Raw genomic sequence first — 20,123 nt, forward strand, 5'->3', positions numbered from 1 at the left:
GTTCACCCCTAATTACTGCTACTGCTTGGAATGTGCATTTCAAACTTAAAGCTGTTGTTCTTCAAATCAACTTTATCCACACTATACCGCACATCGTGTTTGCCGACCAATTTATTCAAGTATAAATTGATGGTCTTATTCTTGGCGCTTAAACTGACCCAGCTTGGAATCTTGTAATTATTATTGATGTAATTGATCACAAAACTAATCGGGATCGACATCGTCCCCACCGATAACTTGGTTGCTTTGAGCGAGATGTTCCCGTTATCGATCACGCTTGGTTGCATCGTGATCACAAACGACACGTTTTGCCCAAGCACCTTCGTCGTCCCGAGTAAGTAGGCGGCGTCTTCCCGGACGACAAAGCGGTACTTCAAGTCCTGACCCTTTTGCAAGTCGGCCAAGTAGTAACTGGCTAAGGCGTTCAGTTGTTGCCGGTTCATTTCAATGGGAACGCTCGCCGCGTCCGTGTTACTAGTCTTCGTTAGCGTCGTGGCTTCGCTTGGTGACCGGAAAATCTGGGTCCCGACGTAGGCCCCGGTCCCAACGACCAGGGCAATCAAAACGATGGCGACCCATTTCCAAGCGTTAAATGGCCCGCTTGGTCGGGGAGTTTTAAGTTTCGTTTTTGCATCCGTTACTTTTTTACTGCGTTGCGCTTCCCGCATGCCATTACCTCCTTAATTTTTTAGCAGCCAGGCGTCGTGTGCCATCATTGTCTGGTATAACTTCGTTGAAAAGACCCGGTAACCCTTCTTATTCGGGTGGAAGTTATCACTCGTTGAAATCAAGTTATTGACCTTGCTTTCAGCCGATAGTGCACTGGTGATGGCCGACGCGCTGGTCAGGTTTGTCAAAGTGGTTGCCGAAGCCGCCTGCTTTAACTTTTTGATTTGCGCGGCCGTCTTGTACTGCCCGTGTGACATGGTTTTGTTGATATCCATGAAATAGGTGTGGTCGTACTGGCTCACGGTCGTCTTGGTCTGATCATTCCACTGGCTGACGTAGCGGGTGATCGACGTGACGTTCGGGAAATTCACGTAAATCGGGTTATAAATGCTAAAGACAAACACCGACGCTGATTTATTTAAACTTTGCAATTTATTAAACAACGTCGTCAATTTCTTAGCGTAGGCGGTCTGCGCTTTAGCCACCGTTGAATTATTTTTAGCGGTGTTATTGGACGTGATCGAACCTTCCAGCGTTTGTAACAAGTCGTTGCCACCCACGGTCACCGTAATAACGTCCGCCTGGGCGATTTTTTGTTGGAGCTCCTTAGACTTGTTGATCCGGGCTAAGATCTGATCACTGCGATCACCGGACTTACCCGCGTTGGTCGTCGTCACCTTTAGATGCTGCTTTTTGGTGAGGGTTTGTTTAATTTGACCCACGTAGCCGCCTTCGGACTCGTCCCCAACCCCCTCGGTCAGCGAATCCCCGACCGCGACTAACTTAATGGACTTCTTGTGAGGTGTCGCTTTGCTAGCCGTTTTAGTGGTTTTAGGTGTTGTGGATTGCGAACTGGACTGTGGGTGCATGAAATGGTTGACCCCGAAGAAGACGGCTCCGGCCAACACCACCACGATTACGACCACTTTAACGGTCTCCCAGATTTTTGACATTGGCAAAACCCCTCTCGTATTGATTTTAGTTTTGACTAATAAGAAAAGGGGGCGCTGCTTGGCGTCCCCACGTTTTTAAGCTGGTGTTTGCGTGTGGTATTCCACCGCAAAGGCTCCCGGACCACCATGGGTCGCAATGATCGGTACCGTTGGTTGGACACTGACCTTGAGACTAGGTAGCGCGGCCTGCAAGCGGGCTTTATATTCTTCGACCCGTTCGGTTGCCCCTACGTGTGAAATGGCAACTTCGACCACGTTCGGGGTGGCGATGATATCGTCTAATACCTTGTCAAAGAATTTATTGATGGCTTTGACCCCGCGCCCCTTCATCTTGACGTCGAGTGTCCCGTCATCAACTTCTAAGGCAATCTTCACGTTTAACAGGGTACTAATGGCCCCAGTCAAACGGCTGATCCGCCCACCGGCTACTAAGTTATTGAGCGTCATCACGCCCATGAATAGCTTCGTGTGTTCCTGCGTCGCGTGCACGGCGTCGATCACCGCCTGCTTATCCGCCCCGGCTTGGGCGAGTTTCGCGGCCGTGACCACTTGAAACGACATGGCCCGGTCGGTCGTCTTGGCGTCGATCACCGTTACGTCGGTCTTAGAAATCGAAGCCGCCTGTTCCGCCGTGTGGACCGTACCCGAAATGGCTTCGAGCATGTTGATGCAAACAACGCTGCTGCCGTCCGCGCCCAACTTGTCAAAGGTTTCAATGAAGGTTCCCAGGGCCGGTTGACTGGTCTTAGGCAACGACTTCGCAGTTGCCATCTTACTAATGAATTCTTCACGCGTGATCGTTTCGTCTTCCACGTAAATAGTCCCATCGATCATGACGGTTAACGGAATCACGGTAATATCGTACTTTTGAACCTCTTCGTCCGTTAAATTTGCCGAAGAATCGGTCACAATCTTGATTTTCGTCATACTTTGCCACGCTTTCTTATGGTTGTAAGGTTTACCCAACCGTTACAATAAATTAATGCTTTCAGTATAGCAGAAATGCCCGTTAGTTTCACGGTTCGAACCGAATTAACGGCGGGTAAAATCATCAAAACTGAACGGATAGCGATTTTTAGCATCCACCATCCCGTCAACGTGACGACTTAACTGCCACTGTTCATAATCCACCGTGGGCATCCAAGTATCACCGCCGTCAAAAGCGTGCTTGATCTTGGTTCGGTATAACCGGTCGGCGGATGGTAATACGGCCTCAAACACCCCGGCCCCGCCAATCACAAAAATCAGTTCATTGGGCCGCTCAGCGTTCAGCGCCCACAGTTCATCTAAATGACGCAACTGCTTAACGCCCACCGGCAAAGTCAAGTCCCGGTGTGACAGCACCCAATTCGTACGGTGTGGCAGGGGACGTTTAAAGCCGTCAAAGGTCTTGCGGCCCATCACCACGTCGTGATTAGTCGTCAAAGTTTTAAAGCGGTGCATGTCGGCCGGTAAGTGCCACGGTAACTGCCCGTTGGCCCCGATAAGTCCATTTTGGTCCTCAGCCCAGATCAGTGCAATCATTAAGTTCCTCCTCGTTAAGCAACCAATTAAACCAGTTGCAATTTTTTCCTATCTAAATTATATAACAAATTTTTAACCACACCGTTTGATGCAAGTAAAAATAACCAAATTGAAAGGAATTCAGCGTCACTTAATTAGAGAGCCTTAAAAGACCAACCATTAAAATTACAAACCGGCCTTACTTTGCGGCGCCTTTGGCAACGTGCAACCGGTGCTCCACGCGGTTGAGCACCGTGAACAGGTAGCGCTGGTTAGCACGACCATTGGAATCCTTCATTTGAACGTAACCGTCATAAAGGGCCGCGTACTCACCGTACAAAGTAACCATGTGAGCCTTGCTTAAGCGCTCGCGGCCAAGCAGCCGCTTTGGATCATTTTTCAGTAAGTAGCCCATCCGGTTAAGTTTACTGCGAATGGACCGCATCCACCGCTGCTCATAAGTTTTGGCGGGCATCGCATCCGCAATCAGGTAAACCGGCTGATGGGCTGGCTGGGGGTACCGTTTATGACTAGTTTGCAACAGCCGATAACGGTACGTCTTTTTTTGAACACTTAATTGATTGGAAACTCGGGGCATTTTAACCCGTTTCGTTTTCGTCGTCGGGTAGTTGATTTTCCCCCGTAACTGCGACGCTAAAACCCAGCCTTTAACCCCTGCCCGCCGATTATAAACGTAGCGATAACGGTAGCGTTTTGCACCGCCGTCCTGAACGTCATTACTACTGCCAGCCGTCCAATAAAACTCAGTGGATTCGTTCGAAGTGACGACCGACAAGTGGCGAACCGTTTTAAAGTGGGTCAGTAAGCGGGACGTGTAGACTTTGATTTTTGCTGGCTTGACGCGTAGCCGTGTGGGCGCATAACAAATATCCTTAGCCTGTTCCGTAAACGGTGTTGCGTGGCGGACGGTGCCGCTTAAATGGGTTGCGCTGACCCAACCGTTCGTGAAATGAGCACTTTGACCACCGTAAACGTAACGATACGTCACGTGACGCCCATTTTTTAACGTCATTCGCACACTTCTTTTAGAGCGGAGCGTGGTTTCCTTTAATCGCTCCGGTGACGTTAAGTCAACATTCCCATAAATCACGTTCCGCCGGCCGTGCGTGAGTACCTTAAACTCGGTTTCAGGATACTTGACACCCCCGTTAACGTCCTTGACCTTCGCCGCTTTGGCCGCAATCTGAGCCTCACTAATCTGCGGGTCCCGCTTGAGAATTTTCTTAAGCGACAACGTTTTGGCCCCAGCAGTTACCCCGATTGTTGCCGTTGATACCCCCAGCAACAACGCGAGCAACCACTTTAAATCGTTTCTTTGCATCCCCAGTTCCCCCTTAAATTTAAATCGGATTAAGTTCCGCTAGTTTCAAACCGATCCGCTTAATTGCAGACTAGGCTTAGCGGTCCCCATCCGGACAGCAATTTTATTAACGCTTACTTAAACTATAGAATTAATTTGAACCGATAAAATCATTTATGCAAAAAAGGCCGTTTAATTAGCGTTACCGTCCGTTAAATCATTTAAAACCAGCCAATTAGTATTTTTTTCACGCAAAAAAACATTACTTGATAGCCGATTTGGCTGCCAAGTAATGTTTAATTAACCATCATTAATTATTTTATATTAGCCATAAACTGGTAATAACCACTCAGACTCTTAATCATCACCGTTAAATGGCGACCGGGGCCTTAATGGCCGGGGCCGGGTCGTAACCGACCAGCTTGATATCCTTCATTTCGTAGTCAAAAATGCTGTCGTGCGCACCGCTCAACTCTAATTGGGGTGCCGGCTTAGGTTTACGGGTCAACTGTTCCTTAATTTGATCCAGATGATTCGTGTAAATGTGGGCGTCGCCCAACGTATGCACGAATTCTCCAACCTGCAGACCGCATTCCTTAGCAATTAGGTGGGTCAATAACGCGTAACTCGCAATGTTGAACGGAACGCCTAAGAACACGTCCCCGGAACGCTGGTATAACTGACACGACAGCTTACCGTCCGCCACGTAAAACTGAAACAGCGTGTGACACGGTGGTAAGGCCATACTGGGCACGTCTTCCGGGTTCCACGCGGAAACGATCAGCCGCCGCGAATCCGGCGTCTTTTTGATCATCTCGATCACGTTGGCAATCTGATCAATCGTTTCCCCGTTACGGGTCTGCCAGTGGCGCCACTGCGCGCCGTAAACGTCACCCAGGTTGCCAAACTTGGCCGCAAAGGCGTCGTCGTTTAAGATCTGGTCGTCAAACTGCCGCTTGGTCTCTTGATAAACCGGGGCAAAGGCCGGGTCGTCTAACCGCCGGTGCTCAAAGTTATGCATGTCCGGGCCGGTGTATTCGGGCGCGTTGACCCAATTTTTAAAGGCCCATTCGTCCCAAATGTGGTTATGGTGCTGGAGCAGGTACTGGATGTTCGTGTCCCCGTGTAAAAACCACAGCAACTCACTCTTGATCAGGCCAAACGGCACCTTCTTAGTCGTCAGCAACGGGAAACCCTTACTCAGGTCAAACCGCATCTGGTACCCAAAGATACTGTACGTCCCCGTGCCGGTGCGGTCATCCTTATAGGTTCCGTGGTCGAGGATCGTCCGCGCTAATTGTAAATAACTATCTTCTAACATCCGTGCGCTCCTTTCAGGCCTCCGCGTACTGGCTTAAATAGTCCCAGCGGTCCATTTTTTCGTTGATTTCGTTTTCAGTCTTAGTCAGTTCCTTTTGCAGGTCGGCCAACTTACCGTAATCGCTAGCGTTATCGGCCATCGCCTGCTCAATTTCGGTCTTATGACCATCGAGTTTTTCGATGACGCCCTCAATTTTATCGTATTCCAACTGTTCAGCGTAGGTCAGTTTGACCTTTTCCTTGGGTTTAGCCGGTGCCGCCGGCGTATTAGTGGTTGTCTTTGTTTTAGCAGCAGCTGGCGCCGGATTGTCCGCGGCCTTTTGGGCCTGTTTCTGATCCTTTAAGTAGCTGGAGAAGCGCCCGGCGTACCGTTCGATCTTGCCCTGACCGTCAAAGATCAGTAACTTAGTCCCGACCTTATCCAGGAAGTAACGGTCATGGGAAACGGTAATGACGGTGCCGGCAAAGTCACTCAGGTAATTTTCCAACACGGTCAACGTCCCAATGTCCAAGTCGTTGGTCGGTTCGTCTAGTAGCAGGACGTTCGGTTGTTGCATCAGCAATTTCAGCAGGTACAACCGCCGCTGTTCACCACCGGAAAGTTTGCGGATCAGCGTTCCGTGCATCGAACGGGGGAACAAAAACTCTTCCAACAGTTCGGTTACCGACACGTGCTCGCCCTGCTTATTCAGCACGGTTTCACCGACGTCTTGTAAATAGTTGATGATCCGCTTATCACCAGGAATTGGTTCGGTCTGTTGGGTGTAGTAGGCCATTTTAACGGTCTCACCGATCGTCACGGTTCCCGAATCTAACGGTAAGCGCCCGGCAATTACGTTTAACAAGCTGGATTTACCCGCCCCGTTCAACCCGGTGATCCCGATCCGGTCGTTGGCCTGAATCAGCATTGAAAAGTCCTTCAAAATGGGGTGCCCGTCAAACGCCAGACTGGCATCCTTTAATTCAATCACCTTTTTACCTAAACGTTGCTGCCCCAGCGAAATATCCACGTCACTATCGACTTGGAGCGTGTTTAAATTGTCCTTTAAATCGTTAAAACGGTTAATACGACCCTGCTGCTTAGTGCTCCGGGCCGGGGCCCCCGCGCGCATCCAGGCCAGTTCCTTTTTATAGAGCTGCTGCTGTTTATGCTCAGCAGTCACGTCCCGGGCGACCCGTTCGGCCTTAGCCTGCACGAAGTCCTGATAGTTCCCGGTATACTTGTAAAGTTCACCAAACGAAAGCTCAAACATTTGGTTCGCCACCTGGTCCAGGAAGTACCGGTCGTGGGTAACGACGATCAAAGCGCCCTTATACGAGGCCAAGTAAGATTCCAGCCACTCGATGGAATCGAAATCCAAGTGGTTGGTGGGTTCGTCCAATAACAATAAATCGGGGGCTTGAATTAAAACTTGGGCCAAGCCGACCCGCTTTTGTTGTCCCCCGGACATGTGTTTCACGACTTGTGTCAGGTCCGTGATGTGCAACTGCGTTAAAATCGTTTTGACGTCACTTTCAGCGGTCCAGGCATCTTCCTGATTCATGCGGTCTTCCGCATCCGTGTAGGCCCGTTGCGTGGCGGGATCTTCCGGCCGCTTAGCGTAAGCGGCCAGCGTTTGTTCGTAATGCCGAATCGTCCGAAAAACCTGCTGGCTCCCGGCTAACACCGCGTCAATCACCGTCAAGTCTTGATTCAACGCTGGTTTTTGTTTTAAATAACCGATCGTGTAATTCTTGGGTTTGACCAGTTCCCCGGCTTCCGGCGCGGTGACCCCGGCCAAAACGTCCAACAAGTTGGTTTTACCAGACCCGTTGACCCCGATCACCCCGATCCGGTCGTGTTCGTTCACGATAAACGAAATATCGTGAAATAACGTCTTCTCACCGTAAGTTCGGGTCAGATGTTCCGCTCTTAATGTTTGCATATTCTACGATCCACCCTTTTTCATCATTACGTTCTATCTTAGCTAGAAAACGGTAAAAACACAACCGTCAACCGTCTTGCCAAGTAGTCCACACTAATCGACACACTAAAAAGCCCGCTGCCGGAAATTTCCGGACACGGGCCTTTAAACTTACGCATATTCAGTTAACGCCCCTGCTAAACCGCACCGGGCTTATCGGTGTCGCCGTATACGTCGATCACCGTTCGCGTATCGTCCACAACTAGGTGCAGGCGACCGTCCTTGGAAATTGAACTGGTTTGATAAACGTTATCGATGCCGTCAACGTCCTTAGCTTTGAACGGTAAGTAAACTTGTTCACTACCCCGTTCGTCACCGAACAAAATATCGATTTTTTCAATGTCTTGGTAATGGGTGACCCGTTCAAACATCCCACTCGTCACCGTTGATAACTGGGTCGATTCAGGATCGACCGCGTCAGCATCCGGTTTGAATTCAGCTTTGAATGATTTGCAAGGGTGAATGATGGTCATCTTGCCACCCTTGATCCGGCCGTAACTCGTGGTAACCCGGCCAATCCATAAATCGGAGATGTCTTGATGATTGACGACCCACGTGTCACCATTGCGGAAATGAAATTGTAACGCTTCTAATGCTCTTTCCATTTTAATCACCTCATTGAATTAGTTTCAACTTTAATCGTACCAGATTAATAGAAAATATCAATTGTTTTTTGAATCCGCTACCATCCGCGCAAAATCAAGTAATTTTGCGGGTTCATTGCTAACTTGACCGGTGATCACGGCCCGCAGACACGCCGCTAAAACTTGGCCCATGGCCGGACCGGGCGTGACCAGCTGGTGTTTCAGCAAATCACCACCGTTGATGGCCAGTTCGTGTTTGTCATGGATCGGTAACGCCGCGTAGACCGCGGCTAACTTGGCCTGGGACTGTCCAAAGCCAAGTACGGTCGCAACCTGATTTGCCGTTGTCAGCGCGTCTAAGCCAGTATCAAAGTTTTCCTGACTAGTTAGTTGGCCGTTTGCTTGCAACGCCGCTAGCGCGACGACGGCGGCCGTTACGTGGGTAATCAGGTCGTTGCTCGTTTTCCAAACCTTTAAAAATTGACGCACGCTGGCAACGCTGCGCCGCTGTGTCAACCAACAAAGTAGGGTCCAGGCGCTCTCCACGGTCGTCAACTGCCACGCGGGTAGCGCCACTAACCGTTCTAGGGCCGCACGCTGGTCAGCCATTAGCGGCATGTACTGGTACAGTCCCGTACTTAATAACGCGTTCAACCCGCGGACCGGGGTCTGACCAAGCAACAGCTTTTCCCACTCAACGCGGGTCCGTTCCACGGCGATCTTCGTCAACAAAGCCGCGTTGTCGGTGACGGCTTGCAAGGTCGCGGGTTCAATTTTAAAGTCCAGCTGACTGGCAAACCGGACCGCCCGCATCATCCGCAAAGCGTCTTCGTGGAAGCGGTCTTCCGCCACCCCCACGGCGCGCAGGACCCCAGCCTTTAAATCACTCAGGCCGTCGAACAAGTCGATGACTTCCCCGGTCGTTTTCATGGCCAGGGCGTTGATCGTAAAATCCCGCCGCTTAAGATCTTCTTTTAAGGAACGGACAAAGGTCACTTGATCTGGTCGCCGAAAGTCCTGGTACCCGGACTCGGTTCGAAACGTGGTCGTTTCGTAACCATTACCGTGGTCTAAGATCATGACGGTACCGTGCTCAATGCCGGTATCCACGGTTCGTTTGAACAACCCCTTAACCTCGGCCGGAAACGCGCTGGTCGCGATGTCGACGTCGTGTAGTGGTTTGCCCAAAATCGTGTCACGCACACAGCCCCCCACGAAGTACGCTTCGTAACCGGCCGCCTCGATCGTCTCCAAGACGGGCCGGGCCGCTTCAAAAGCCGCCGGTAACTGAGTCAAAATCATAGAAGGTGCTCCAGACCAACGAAGAGTTCGTGGTACTGGTTCACTTTTTCCACGGCCACTTTAACACCGGTCATGAACGAAATCCGGTCGAAGGAATCTTGGCGAATCGTTAAGCCTTCACCAGGGCCGCCAAACATGACTTCTTCGTGGGCCACTAACCCGGGAAGCCGTACCGCGTGAATCCGCATGCCTTCGTATTCGGCACCGCGGGCTCCCGGAATGGTTTCGGTCGCGTCCGGATTCCCCTGTTCCTTCGGCTTCCGAACTTCAGCAATCTTCTTAGCGGTACTGATGGCCGTCCCGCTAGGTGAGTCAATTTTATCGTCGTGGTGCATTTCAATAATTTCAACGTCTGGGAAGTACTTCGCCGCCTGTTGTGCAAACTGCATCAACAGTACCGCACTGATGCCGAAATTCGGTGCGATCAGACCACCGACTTGCTTTTCTTTTGCCAGGGCCTGTAATTCTTGGACCTGCTGATCGGTCATCCCGGTCGTCCCGATAACGGGAGAAATGCCGTGATTCAAAGCAAACTTGGCGTTTTCAAAAACCGCCGTGGGGATCGTGAAATCGATCCAAACGGTCGCAGCGGTCTTGATTTGGTTTAAATCGTGAAACGCGGGAACGTCCTGACCCTTAAAACGGTCGTCCTCACCTAAATTCTGTTCCTGACTACGCGCGTCGTAAACGCCCACTAATTCGAAGTCCGGGTTATCGATCACCATTTGCGCAGCGGTGCTGCCCATCCGGCCCTTATAGCCGGCCACAATTACTTTTACCAAAATAATTCCTCCTCAAGGTTAATCTAAGACTATTTTAGCAGACAATCTTCAATTACGGCAGGTTAATCCCTTGAAAACGGGGCGGCCCGTGAAATAAGTCACCGGCGCCTCCCCCTAATAAAAAAACTTTCCGGGGCATCATTCCCGAAAAGTGATTAAAACGCTAATTAATTTTTATGGTAACCCCGCCATCAGATCAACTGATCAATGGTGGCGAGCACCCCGTCGTGGTTATTATCCAGTTTCGTTTGGAACCGGGCAACTTCCTTGACCGGGGCAATTGCGTTTTGCATGGCGTAACTATAATCGGCTTCCCGCAGCATCTCGAGGTCGTTACCGTTATCGCCAAACGCCGCCGTTAAACTAGCGGGAACCTGCCAGTGCGTTTGCAAGTAGGCCAATCCGGCCGCCTTGTTCACGTGCGGTGGAATCACGTCTAAGCCGTTACCACCACTGACGGTGGCCCGTAACCGACCAGCAAACTGCTGATTAATGGCCGCAGCGTGCCAATCAGCACTGGCGTCGGCGTCCGGCCAACTAAAGGTCGCCTTATACACGTGGTCGTCGATCGCCGATAAATCTGAAACAATTTGCAGGTTACTTAAAAAGTACCGCATCACGGCACTGTCGTCCACCGGCCGGATGTAGGCCCCGCGTTTTCCGGACACGGAGATCTGTGCCCCGCTTAGTGCCGGGGTCGTCGCCACAAACGTCAGTAACTCCTGCAATAGGTCCAGGTCAATTAGGCTTTCGGATAACGGCTGGCCGTTACTATCGATCACGAGCCCCCCGTTTTCCGCAACGTAGGTCAGCTCACCCGTAATACCGTCCAGCACGTCAATGCAGTGCTGCAACTGGTTACCACTAGCAACAACGAAGTGTTGGCCCTGGTGATTCATCTGGTCCAGCTGGGCCTGAAACCGCCCGCGGTCAAACTGGTGATCATCACGTAAAAACGTGCCGTCCAGGTCGGTCGCAATAATTCCAACTTTCAAAAAACCACTCCTTCTTCATCCGGTTCATATAAGTTCATTTTACCAAACTTGAAAGGGGTTTCAACTAGTAACCCTGATCCTCAAAATCTTCTAACATAGCGACCATTTCACCGTCATCCGGCACGAGCGCGACGTAGTTCCGTAAAGCCGCCACCGTTTCCGTCACCATTCCGGCTTCCCTAAAGAAGTAAATGGCGGGTTTCAAAAAGTCCACGTTATGTTCAAAGAACGGGTACGCGGCCAGGTAGTTGTCCTTGGCTTCTTTAAAGTGATCCAAATGGTCGTTTGAAACGGCTAAGTTCCAGTAAAATTGGGGATCAAATTCATTGATCTGCAAGTACTGGTCCAATAATTCAACGTTGTCCTGGTAACGCTCCTGCTGAACCAGTAAGTTGGACAGTTCCAGTACGGTCGTTAAATTATCGGGGTCAATGCTGAGCCCTTCCCGTAAGTACTTTTCAGCGAGGTCCTGATCGTCCAATTTAAGCGCTAAGCGGGCCGTACGCAAGTAGAGTTGCTCATTGTACTGGTCCACCGCCAAACCTTCTTGCAGCGTTAGCAACGCCTGATCCAGCTGATGCAAGTTTTCCTGCGCTTCGGCTAAGTACGGGTACACCGTCGCGTACTGGGAATCCTGTTCCCGTAATTTGTTAAAAATATCAATGGCTTTGCGTGGTTCGTCTAGCTGTAAGTAGGTAAAGCCCAGTTCAAACTGACTATCGGGCGTTAACTTGGCCGGTTTGATCTGTTCCAAATAACCCACCGCCTGTTCAAAGCGGCCGGCTTCCGCGTACGACACCCCGAGCCGTTCGACCAAGTTGACCTTGGAAATTTCTAAGTGGCCCTTTTTGATCAGGTCTAAATAAAAATTGATGGCCTTATTATAGTTTCGAATCAAGAAATAGAACTCCGCCAACGCAAACTCCACGACGGGTTCGTCCGGGTCGATCCGGTAAGCTTCTAATAACTTTTGTTCACTGACTTCAAACAGTTCCTGCGTTTGGTACAAATCGGCTTCAACCAGCAAAGCTTGTACGTACGCTGGTGAATCGGGCTTGACCTGGTGCAAATAATCCAACGCAAGATCACTATCCCCTTCGTCAATGGCAATGTCCGCCAACCCGGTTTTTAAATCATCTTCGTTGGGATACTTTGCTAATAATTTTTTATAAGTGCGGGCGGACTGCTTTAAAAAGCCCAACCCGTAGAGCTCCTCGGCTAGGCTAAACAACGTGTCATCGTCATCTTTGCGCAGTGCCCAGGCAAAGTGTTTTTTAGCCGTCTCCAGTTGCCCGTTGGACAGTGCGGCCAGCATTTTTTCTGAGTAAGACATGGATACACCCCTTAAAGTGGTCGCCACGCGGACTGCGCGTACGTCATCGGTGCGCAACCACGGTTTAACAATTTCATTACGTGACGCCGTTTCGACTAACTATCATAACGCAAACGACAACAAAAAAGCCAGTATAACGGTTGCTATACTGACTTAAAAGTTTGCACTTTTGAAAATTATTTAACTGCATCCTTTAAAGCTTTCCCTGGCTTAAATGCAGGTACTTTGCTTGCTGGAATTTGGATTTCGTCACCAGTTTGTGGGTTACGGCCCTTACGAGCAGCACGTTCACGTACTTCGAAGTTACCAAATCCGATCAGTTGAACTTTTTCACCCTTTGCAAGAGTGTCTTGGATTGATGCAAATACTGCGTCAACTGCAGCAGTTGCGTCTTTCTTAGTTAAGTTAGTTGCCGCAGCAACGTTGTTAACTAATTCAGCTTTGTTTGCCATGTTTGAATTCACCTCCCCTTTGCAGAGTGAAGATGTAGAAGTCTTTTTTTAAATGACGTACATCCAGATGATCATTTTTGAGTGGTCCAAAAATGAGAGAAACGATGACAAGCATCATTTCTTCATCAAAGATAGCATAGGAATGCTGTAATAGCAAGCTTTTTTAGGGTTTTTGACTAAAATAGCGCCAATGAGCAATAATTATTTACAAGCTCAATCGATTGTGCTAAAATGCCGGTTTAACGCGCTTTTGACTACTTCCGGCGCCGTTCGATCATGTGGATCGGCGTCCCAGTAAAATCAAAGGCGTTCCGAATTTGATTTTCCAAGAACCGCTCATACGAGAAGTGCATCATATCGGGGTCGTTCACGAACACCACGAAGGTTGGCGGCTGAATGGCTACCTGGGTCGCGTAGTACACGCGCAGCCGCTTTCCGTTGTCACTCGGCGTCGAGTTCATGGCAATGGCGTCCATGATCACGTCGTTCAAGACAGACGATTGAATCCGCCGCGTGTGGTTGGTATTGACCTTTTTGATCAGGGCCGGTAACTGTTCCAAACGCTGGGTCGTCTTGGCGGAAACGAAAATAATCGGGGCGTAGGCCAAGTACACGAACTGGTCGCGGATGTAGGCTTCAAATTCCTGCATCGTATGGTTATCCTTTTTAACCAAGTCCCACTTGTTGACCACGATAATGATGGCCTTACCCGCTTCATGCGCGTAGCCGGCCACCCGCTTATCCTGCTCACGAATACCCTCTTCACCGTTAATAACGAATAACGCCACATCACTATTATCAATGGCCTTAAGGGCCCGCATCACACTGTAACGTTCGGTATTTTCGTAGACTTTACCCTTTTTCCGAATGCCGGCGGTATCGACCATCACAAAGCGGTCCCCGTCCTCATCGGTAAACTTGGTGTCAATGGCGTCCCTGGTCGTACCAGCGACGTCGGATACGATCACGCGGTCTTCACCCAACAAAGCGTTAACGATCGAAGATTTCCCAACGTTCGGCCGACCAATCAAACTGAAACGAATCGTGCCGGGCTCGTCTTCACCGCTCTTTTCAGGGAAGTTCTTAACGACGGCGTCCAATAAATCCCCCAAGCCTAAACCGTGGGAACCGGATAACGGGTACGGGTCGCCAAAGCCAAGTGAATAAAAATCATAAATTTCGGAACGTAATTCGGGGTTATCAACCTTGTTGACCCCCAAAACAACCGGTTTATCCGACCGGTATAAAATTTGGGCCACGTGTTCGTCCGCGTCGGTGACCCCTTCCTTAATGCTGACCAAGTAAATGATCACGTCGGCTTCGTCAATCGCAATCTCGGCTTGTTCCGTAATTTGCTTAATGAACGGGGCGTCGTCAATGTCGATTCCCCCGGTATCAATCAAACTAAACTGTTGACCGAGCCACTCACTATTGGCGTAGATCCGGTCACGGGTCACCCCCGGAGTGTCTTCAACGATTGAAATCCGGTCACCGGCGATGCGGTTAAAAATTGTTGATTTACCAACGTTGGGCCGCCCAACAATGGCGACAACTGGTTTTGCCATCTGAAATCCTCCCTTACGTAAAAATCCTAATCATAAAAAAATATCCTTCAAGGCAAGCTTGAAGGGTATTTTTTACTCAATCAATGATTACTTTTCATCATTGTTGTTTTCAGCGTTCTTCAATTCGTTACCGATCAAATCGCCTAAAGTAAAACCACTTTGTTCTTCAGGAGCGTTAGCCGTTGAACGTTCGCTAGCAGTCCGGTTGTCGCGGTTGTTGTTGCGACGACGGTTGTTGTTACGACGTTCTGGTTGAGCTTCTTCTTCGCCTTCAGCGGCTTGTGGCTTTTCTTCCAAAGCTTTAATGGATAAAGCTAAGCGCTTTTCGTCAGGACGAACGTCTAAGACCTTCACCTTAATTTCTTGGCCAACCTTCAAAACGTCGTTAGGCGTTGCAATGTGTTGGTGTGAAATTTGTGAAATGTGAACTAAACCTTCAACCCCAGGGAACACTTCAACGAAGGCCCCAAAACTGGTCAAACGTTTAACTTTACCGTCAAGCACGGCACCTTGTGGGGCTTTTTCTTCAATGCCATCCCAAGGTTCTGGTAAAGTGGCTTTAATTGATAATGAAACCCGTTCGCGGTCTGGGTCAACGGATAAGATCTTAACCTTAACTTCTTGACCAACTTTCAAGACGTCAGCAGGCTTTTCAACCCGTTCGTATGAAATTTCAGAAACGTGAACTAACCCGTCGATACCGCCAAGGTCAACAAAGGCCCCGAAGTTCGTCAAACGAGCAACTTTACCTTCAACCGTTTCGCCAGCTTGTAAAGTCTTCAAAGCTTCTTCACGTTGAGCTTCGCGTTGCTTTTCAACGACGGCCCGGTGAGATAAGATCAAACGGTTTTCGCTAGGTTCGATTTCAATAATCTTAAGTTCAAGTTCTTGGCCCTTGTAGGCGTTTAAGTCTTCAACGTAATGATCATCAATCATTGAGGCAGGGATGAAGCCACGAACACCAGCGTCAACGACTAACCCGCCCTTAACAACTTGCGTTACCGGAGCTTTAATCGTGTGACCTGCTTCGTATTCTTTTTCAACATCGTCCCAAACTTTGCGAGCTTCTAACCGACGATGTGACAGTAAATAACTGCCGTTTTCTTTGTCGCTGCCAATCCGAGAAATGACAACCAAGTCTAAGACGTCACCAACTTTGGCAACTTCGTTGACATCGTCGACCCGTTGAGTTGAAAGTTCCTTCAAAGGAACAACCCCTTCAACACCGGTACCTTGGATCCCAACAATAACTTGCTTATCGTCGTCGATTGCTAAGACTTCACCCTTAACAACGTCACCGACGTTAACTTCTTCAACGCTGTTTAAGGCGTCTAAAAGTTCTTTTTTCTCATTTTGACTGTTTTCGTTTTCACTCATGCAAATTTCCTCCTGTCAACAATAACTCTAACCTATATCATAGCTGAAAACTCTATGAAAAGCTAGCTAAAAGCATTAAGTTAATGCAATTAGATTGCTGAACTTTGTTTTTTTATAATATTAGCGATCGTATCAACCACTTGTTCAATCGACATCGGGGTCGTATCAACCAGGACGGCATCGGCCGCCTGCGTCAGTGGTGAAACCTTCCGAGTGGAATCCTTGTGGTCCCGTAACTCGATTTCGGCCTGTAATTGGGCCAGGGGCGTTTCAATCCCCTTTTTAACGTTTTCGGCGTAACGGCGCTTGGCCCGTTCCGCGGCGGAAGCAACTAAGAAAATTTTGACTTCCGCGTGGGGTAAGACGGTCGTGCCGATGTCCCGACCGTCCATCACGATGCCCCCGGCATTGGCCATTTCCCGCTGTTGGTCGGTTAAAATTGTCCGTACCTTGGGTAAGGCCGCAATTGTCGAAACGTTGTTAGTAACGTCCGGCTGGCGAATTGCCTGGGTAATGTCCTGCGCGTTCGCGAAGACCAGTTGATCCGGCTCCCCCGGTTTAAAACTGATTTTTAACGACTGCATGGCCGTGATCACGGCCGCTTCGTCAGTTAAGGTCACGCCGTGTTGCATGGCCCATAAAGTGACGGCCCGGTACATCGCACCGGTGTCGACATAAATATAGCCAAACCGTTTTGCAACCAGCTTGGCCACGGTACTCTTACCAGCCGAAGCCGGTCCATCGATGGCTACTTGAAGTGCTTGTTCAGCCATTAATAATACCCTCACTCTTCAAAATTCGTGTTTTTAACGGACACGTAACCGTTGCCCCGCCGAAATGGTGGCGCCCGAAGACAACCCGTTTAGTTCCAAAAGCTTGTCCACGGAAATCCCAGCATTCGTCGCGACCCGGTAGACCCCTTGACCGGCTTCTACCGTGACGTACTTAGTTCCGGAAGTTGAAGAACTACTGCTGCTTGCTGAACTGGAACTGCTCTCAGTACTCGCAGCGTCTTCGCTTTCAGACTTAGCGGCCGCTTTACTACTGGCAGCTTTAGAACTAGCCAGTGCTAAACTGCTGCTTTTTGCGGCGGCCTTTTTCTTAGCCGCAGCTTGGGAGGCACTCTTTTTACTAGCCGCGTTCGACTTATCAGCCACACTCGTCGACTTTTTCGAGCTTGAACTAGCAACTTGTTCGGTCTGTTGCGGATTATTGAGCGAATTTTTCTTCACCAAAAAATAACCAATTGGTGCTAAGGCGAGCAACAAAATTAAAACCACTAAAATGGTGGTTAACGTTGAATTACTATTGTCTTGTTTGCGTTTTTGAGTCCGCGATAAATTGCCCGAGTCATCCCGATCGTCTTCAAAAGTTTTATCCCAGGGCTTGTCCGCCTGAGGCTTATTATTATCATTTTTTTGACTCATAGGGTGTTCCTCCTCAAAAAACTTTCACCCAATATTGTAACATAACCCTCAACTGATTTCTTTAAGAATTTAGTAAAAACAACCGGCTTAAAGCTTTTACCCAGTCGGTATCGGTGGTCACGGTGGGGGTCGCCGAACGGGTTAGGCCCAATGCCGCTAGCGGCAGCGGGGCACCGTCTAACTGACAGCAGCGTTCATCGTGTTGCGGTGCCGTTTCATCAAAATACGTCAGCATGACCGCCCGGCGGCAGGTTGAACTGGTTACGTAAGCCATCAGTGCTTGCAGCTCCCGTTCCTTAGCCCGGGCCCGTTTTTCAAACAGCTGGCTGACCGTGGCAACGTCCGCCCCGTGCTGCCAGTAGTATTGCAAGACTTGACTCACTTCACTTGCCGGTTCCCGTTTATGAGTAAACCGGTCAAAATCAAGCGCGATTTCGTTGGGACTCGCCGCGGTTAGTTCATTCAAATTACGGACTAAGTTTTCGTCGCCCGCGACGTATAAAATCATCGCCAACGACGGTTCACCGTCACGCCCCGCCCGACCAATTTCTTGTACGTAGTCGGCTAAAGTCGTTGGCAAGTGGTAGTGGATCACCATCCGAATATCCGCTTTATTAATCCCCATCCCAAACGCCGACGTTGCACAAATCACGTCCAAGTCGCCGGCCATGAACTGTTGCTGGATCTTAAAGCGGTCTTCCGCGGACAATCCCGCGTGGTAAGCCGCGACCCGCAGCCCCGTTTGCTCACGGAGCCAGTCGGCCGTTAAATCGGTTTGTCGCTTGGAACTAAAATAGACGATGGCCGGACCGCGGACCCCGGTCACTAACTGTTGTAAGCGGGCCCGTTTAGCCGCTTCATCGCTTAAGGTCGCGACGGCTAAATAAATGTTTGGCCGGTTCACCGAATATAAGACCTGTTGCGCACCGGGAACGCCCAACTGGGTCACAATATCGTGACGAACGTGCTGGGTCGCCGTCGCGGTCAGCATGAGGGTCCGCGGCTGCCCTAACGTGGTGCGCAGTTGTCCTAGCGACTGGTAATCAGGACGAAAATCGGGTCCCCACGTCGAAATACAGTGGGCCTCGTCCACGACAAACAGCGCCAAAGGAACCGTCGTTAAGGCGGTTAAAACGGCCGGTTGACTGAGCATTTCGGGTGACACGAATAAGTATTTAATGCTGGTTAAGTGGTTTAACAGGTGCTGGCGCACCCCAAACGCCAATTGGGACGTTAAAGCGGCGACCCGCTTTTCACCCTGATAATTTAGACGGGCAACTTGATCCTGCATTAACGAGATCAGGGGGGACACGACCACCACGAGGCCGGAAACGACACTACCGACGAGTTGGTAGATCAGTGACTTTCCCGTACCAGTCGGTAATACGGCCAAAACGTCCTGGCCGTTTAACAGTTTGCTGATCACCTCAAGTTGTCCGGGACGGAAACTTGTAAACCCGTACTTGGCCCTTAATAACCGGTATAACTCATCGTTAGTCATGCTGACACCTCATAATCTGAAATAACCGAAAGTAAAAGAAGTCTAGTTGGGGGGCTACGCGTTGGACCTGGTCAAATCGCCAGCTCGTCAAGTCCGGCTGATCCGCAAAAACCGTAGTTAGTTGGGTGATCAACGCTGGCGAAAGCAACTGGTCAAAGGGAAACTCCGGGGTTAGAATAGCGACTTCCAATAGGTGTTCCCGAACGGTGCTGAGTTTCAATTTCCGGCGCTGTGCAATGGCCGCCAAGTCCCCGCCCCGCAAAAATTCCTGCAATGTTTGCTGGGCACTGTCGCTCACCGGTGAAGCCTTCACTAACGGTGCCAACAACGCCCACAACGGGTCTTGCGGGTGGTGCTGTAACCAAACGATCCACCGGCAGGTCAAATCCCTTCGAATGACCAATAGTTCCACCGGCTCCCGGTTAAACTGTGCGGCTAACTGGGCATCGGTTTGCCCCGGAAATTGGTAGCCCGTCAAGCTTTGAACGAAGATCCGTGCCAGTTCGTCCGGTAAGGTCGTTAAAAATGCCTTTAACGCGGCAAAAATGGTCGGTGCTAACTCCGGTCCGCGGTAACGACGAAACCAGGCTTTCACCGTAGCTTGCACGCCCGGGTCAGTCGTGACCGGGTAATAGCGATTTTCGTGGTGGGCCGCTTCGGACACTACTTGCAGGGCTAACTGGCTAAGCGCAGCAAACCGGCGAACGGCGACCGTTTGAAAAGTCACGGATGCCACCGGCTGATACCGCTCCTTTTTAAGGGCGCGCTGATGAACCATTCCTTGAGCCGTTAACTGGTAGTAGCCGGCCTCAGGGCTGGTCAAATCACCGGCGGTTACCAGTTTAGTCGTCGTTGCCAAAAACGTTTCGAGCGGGACACCGTGCCAACTATCCAGTTGATCCAGACAACCGTAAGTTAGGCCGGCAAACAGGGTGGACACGGTCCGGCGCCCCCGTAACACGTTAAAAATCCCCTTTGCGCGCCGGGGTGTCGGGGCGAATAGTAATAGTATGTAATCAGCAAACACCCGGACTCCCTCCTTTCAATCTATTTAGCATAGCACGCACCGTCCGTT

General features: G+C 50.1%; 19 protein-coding genes. All 19 read right to left on the minus strand.

Features of this window, described 5'->3' with window-relative positions:
• Nucleotides 1–8: 8 nt before the first annotated feature.
• The 19 genes from D1831_RS04635 to D1831_RS04730 all read right to left on the minus strand — a co-directional run bounded on the left by D1831_RS04635 (nucleotide 9) and on the right by D1831_RS04730 (nucleotide 20,075).
• Complete coding sequence (locus D1831_RS04635) at nucleotides 9–668, minus strand: YpmS family protein (RefSeq protein WP_125071758.1); 660 nt, start codon at nucleotides 666–668, stop codon at nucleotides 9–11.
• 12 nt (nucleotides 669–680) lie between these two features.
• A complete protein-coding gene (locus tag D1831_RS04640) occupies nucleotides 681–1,622 on the minus strand; it encodes an SGNH/GDSL hydrolase family protein (protein WP_125071759.1) in 942 nt (313 codons plus the stop codon).
• Between the two features lie 75 nt (nucleotides 1,623–1,697).
• Nucleotides 1,698–2,549 carry a DegV family protein gene (locus tag D1831_RS04645; RefSeq protein WP_125071760.1) on the minus strand — a complete coding sequence of 284 codons (852 nt, stop codon included), beginning with the start codon at nucleotides 2,547–2,549 and terminating at the stop codon, nucleotides 1,698–1,700.
• A 105-nt stretch (nucleotides 2,550–2,654) separates the two neighbouring features.
• Nucleotides 2,655–3,146: a dihydrofolate reductase gene (locus D1831_RS04650; RefSeq protein ID WP_125071761.1), complete on the minus strand. Its 492-nt coding sequence runs from the start codon at nucleotides 3,144–3,146 to the stop codon at nucleotides 2,655–2,657.
• Nucleotides 3,147–3,324: 178 nt separating this feature from the next.
• A complete protein-coding gene (locus D1831_RS04655) occupies nucleotides 3,325–4,467 on the minus strand; it encodes a hypothetical protein (RefSeq protein WP_125071762.1) in 1,143 nt (380 codons plus the stop codon).
• 349 nt (nucleotides 4,468–4,816) lie between these two features.
• Nucleotides 4,817–5,767 carry a thymidylate synthase gene (locus D1831_RS04660; protein ID WP_125071763.1) on the minus strand — a complete coding sequence of 317 codons (951 nt, stop codon included), beginning with the start codon at nucleotides 5,765–5,767 and terminating at the stop codon, nucleotides 4,817–4,819.
• A gap of 13 nt (nucleotides 5,768–5,780) precedes the next feature.
• Entirely contained in the window at nucleotides 5,781–7,691 is a 1,911-nt protein-coding gene (locus D1831_RS04665) for an ABC-F family ATP-binding cassette domain-containing protein (protein ID WP_125071764.1), read from the minus strand.
• A 176-nt stretch (nucleotides 7,692–7,867) separates the two neighbouring features.
• On the minus strand, nucleotides 7,868–8,335 hold the full coding sequence (locus tag D1831_RS04670; protein ID WP_125071765.1) for a hypothetical protein: 468 nt from the start codon (nucleotides 8,333–8,335) through the stop codon (nucleotides 7,868–7,870).
• Between the two features lie 57 nt (nucleotides 8,336–8,392).
• On the minus strand, nucleotides 8,393–9,616 hold the full coding sequence (locus D1831_RS04675) for a CCA tRNA nucleotidyltransferase (protein WP_125071766.1): 1,224 nt from the start codon (nucleotides 9,614–9,616) through the stop codon (nucleotides 8,393–8,395).
• The gene (dapB, locus tag D1831_RS04680; protein ID WP_125071767.1) at nucleotides 9,613–10,398 is read right to left on the minus strand and encodes a 4-hydroxy-tetrahydrodipicolinate reductase; all 786 of its coding nucleotides are present in this window, start codon (nucleotides 10,396–10,398) and stop codon (nucleotides 9,613–9,615) included. The genes D1831_RS04675 and dapB overlap by 4 nt, the downstream gene beginning before the upstream one ends.
• A gap of 191 nt (nucleotides 10,399–10,589) precedes the next feature.
• Nucleotides 10,590–11,393 carry a Cof-type HAD-IIB family hydrolase gene (locus D1831_RS04685; RefSeq protein WP_125071768.1) on the minus strand — a complete coding sequence of 268 codons (804 nt, stop codon included), beginning with the start codon at nucleotides 11,391–11,393 and terminating at the stop codon, nucleotides 10,590–10,592.
• A 64-nt stretch (nucleotides 11,394–11,457) separates the two neighbouring features.
• Nucleotides 11,458–12,726 carry a tetratricopeptide repeat protein gene (locus D1831_RS04690; protein WP_125071769.1) on the minus strand — a complete coding sequence of 423 codons (1,269 nt, stop codon included), beginning with the start codon at nucleotides 12,724–12,726 and terminating at the stop codon, nucleotides 11,458–11,460.
• Between the two features lie 176 nt (nucleotides 12,727–12,902).
• A complete protein-coding gene (locus D1831_RS04695) occupies nucleotides 12,903–13,178 on the minus strand; it encodes an HU family DNA-binding protein (RefSeq protein WP_003640587.1) in 276 nt (91 codons plus the stop codon).
• A 254-nt stretch (nucleotides 13,179–13,432) separates the two neighbouring features.
• Nucleotides 13,433–14,743: a ribosome biogenesis GTPase Der gene (gene der, locus D1831_RS04705; protein ID WP_125071770.1), complete on the minus strand. Its 1,311-nt coding sequence runs from the start codon at nucleotides 14,741–14,743 to the stop codon at nucleotides 13,433–13,435.
• An 87-nt stretch (nucleotides 14,744–14,830) separates the two neighbouring features.
• Nucleotides 14,831–16,120 (minus strand): 30S ribosomal protein S1, encoded by a 1,290-nt coding sequence (rpsA, locus tag D1831_RS04710; protein ID WP_125071771.1) that lies wholly within the window; start codon nucleotides 16,118–16,120, stop codon nucleotides 14,831–14,833.
• A gap of 89 nt (nucleotides 16,121–16,209) precedes the next feature.
• On the minus strand, nucleotides 16,210–16,893 hold the full coding sequence (gene cmk / locus D1831_RS04715; RefSeq protein ID WP_125071772.1) for a (d)CMP kinase: 684 nt from the start codon (nucleotides 16,891–16,893) through the stop codon (nucleotides 16,210–16,212).
• A 33-nt stretch (nucleotides 16,894–16,926) separates the two neighbouring features.
• Nucleotides 16,927–17,547: a LysM peptidoglycan-binding domain-containing protein gene (locus D1831_RS04720; protein WP_125071773.1), complete on the minus strand. Its 621-nt coding sequence runs from the start codon at nucleotides 17,545–17,547 to the stop codon at nucleotides 16,927–16,929.
• Between the two features lie 61 nt (nucleotides 17,548–17,608).
• Complete coding sequence (locus D1831_RS04725) at nucleotides 17,609–19,048, minus strand: RecQ family ATP-dependent DNA helicase (RefSeq protein WP_125071774.1); 1,440 nt, start codon at nucleotides 19,046–19,048, stop codon at nucleotides 17,609–17,611.
• Entirely contained in the window at nucleotides 19,041–20,075 is a 1,035-nt protein-coding gene (locus D1831_RS04730) for a helix-turn-helix domain-containing protein (protein WP_125071775.1), read from the minus strand. The genes D1831_RS04725 and D1831_RS04730 overlap by 8 nt, the downstream gene beginning before the upstream one ends.
• Nucleotides 20,076–20,123: the final 48 nt, after the last annotated feature.

It is taken from the genome of Lactiplantibacillus garii, from assembly GCF_003885105.1.
GTDB lineage: Bacteria > Bacillota > Bacilli > Lactobacillales > Lactobacillaceae > Lactiplantibacillus > Lactiplantibacillus garii.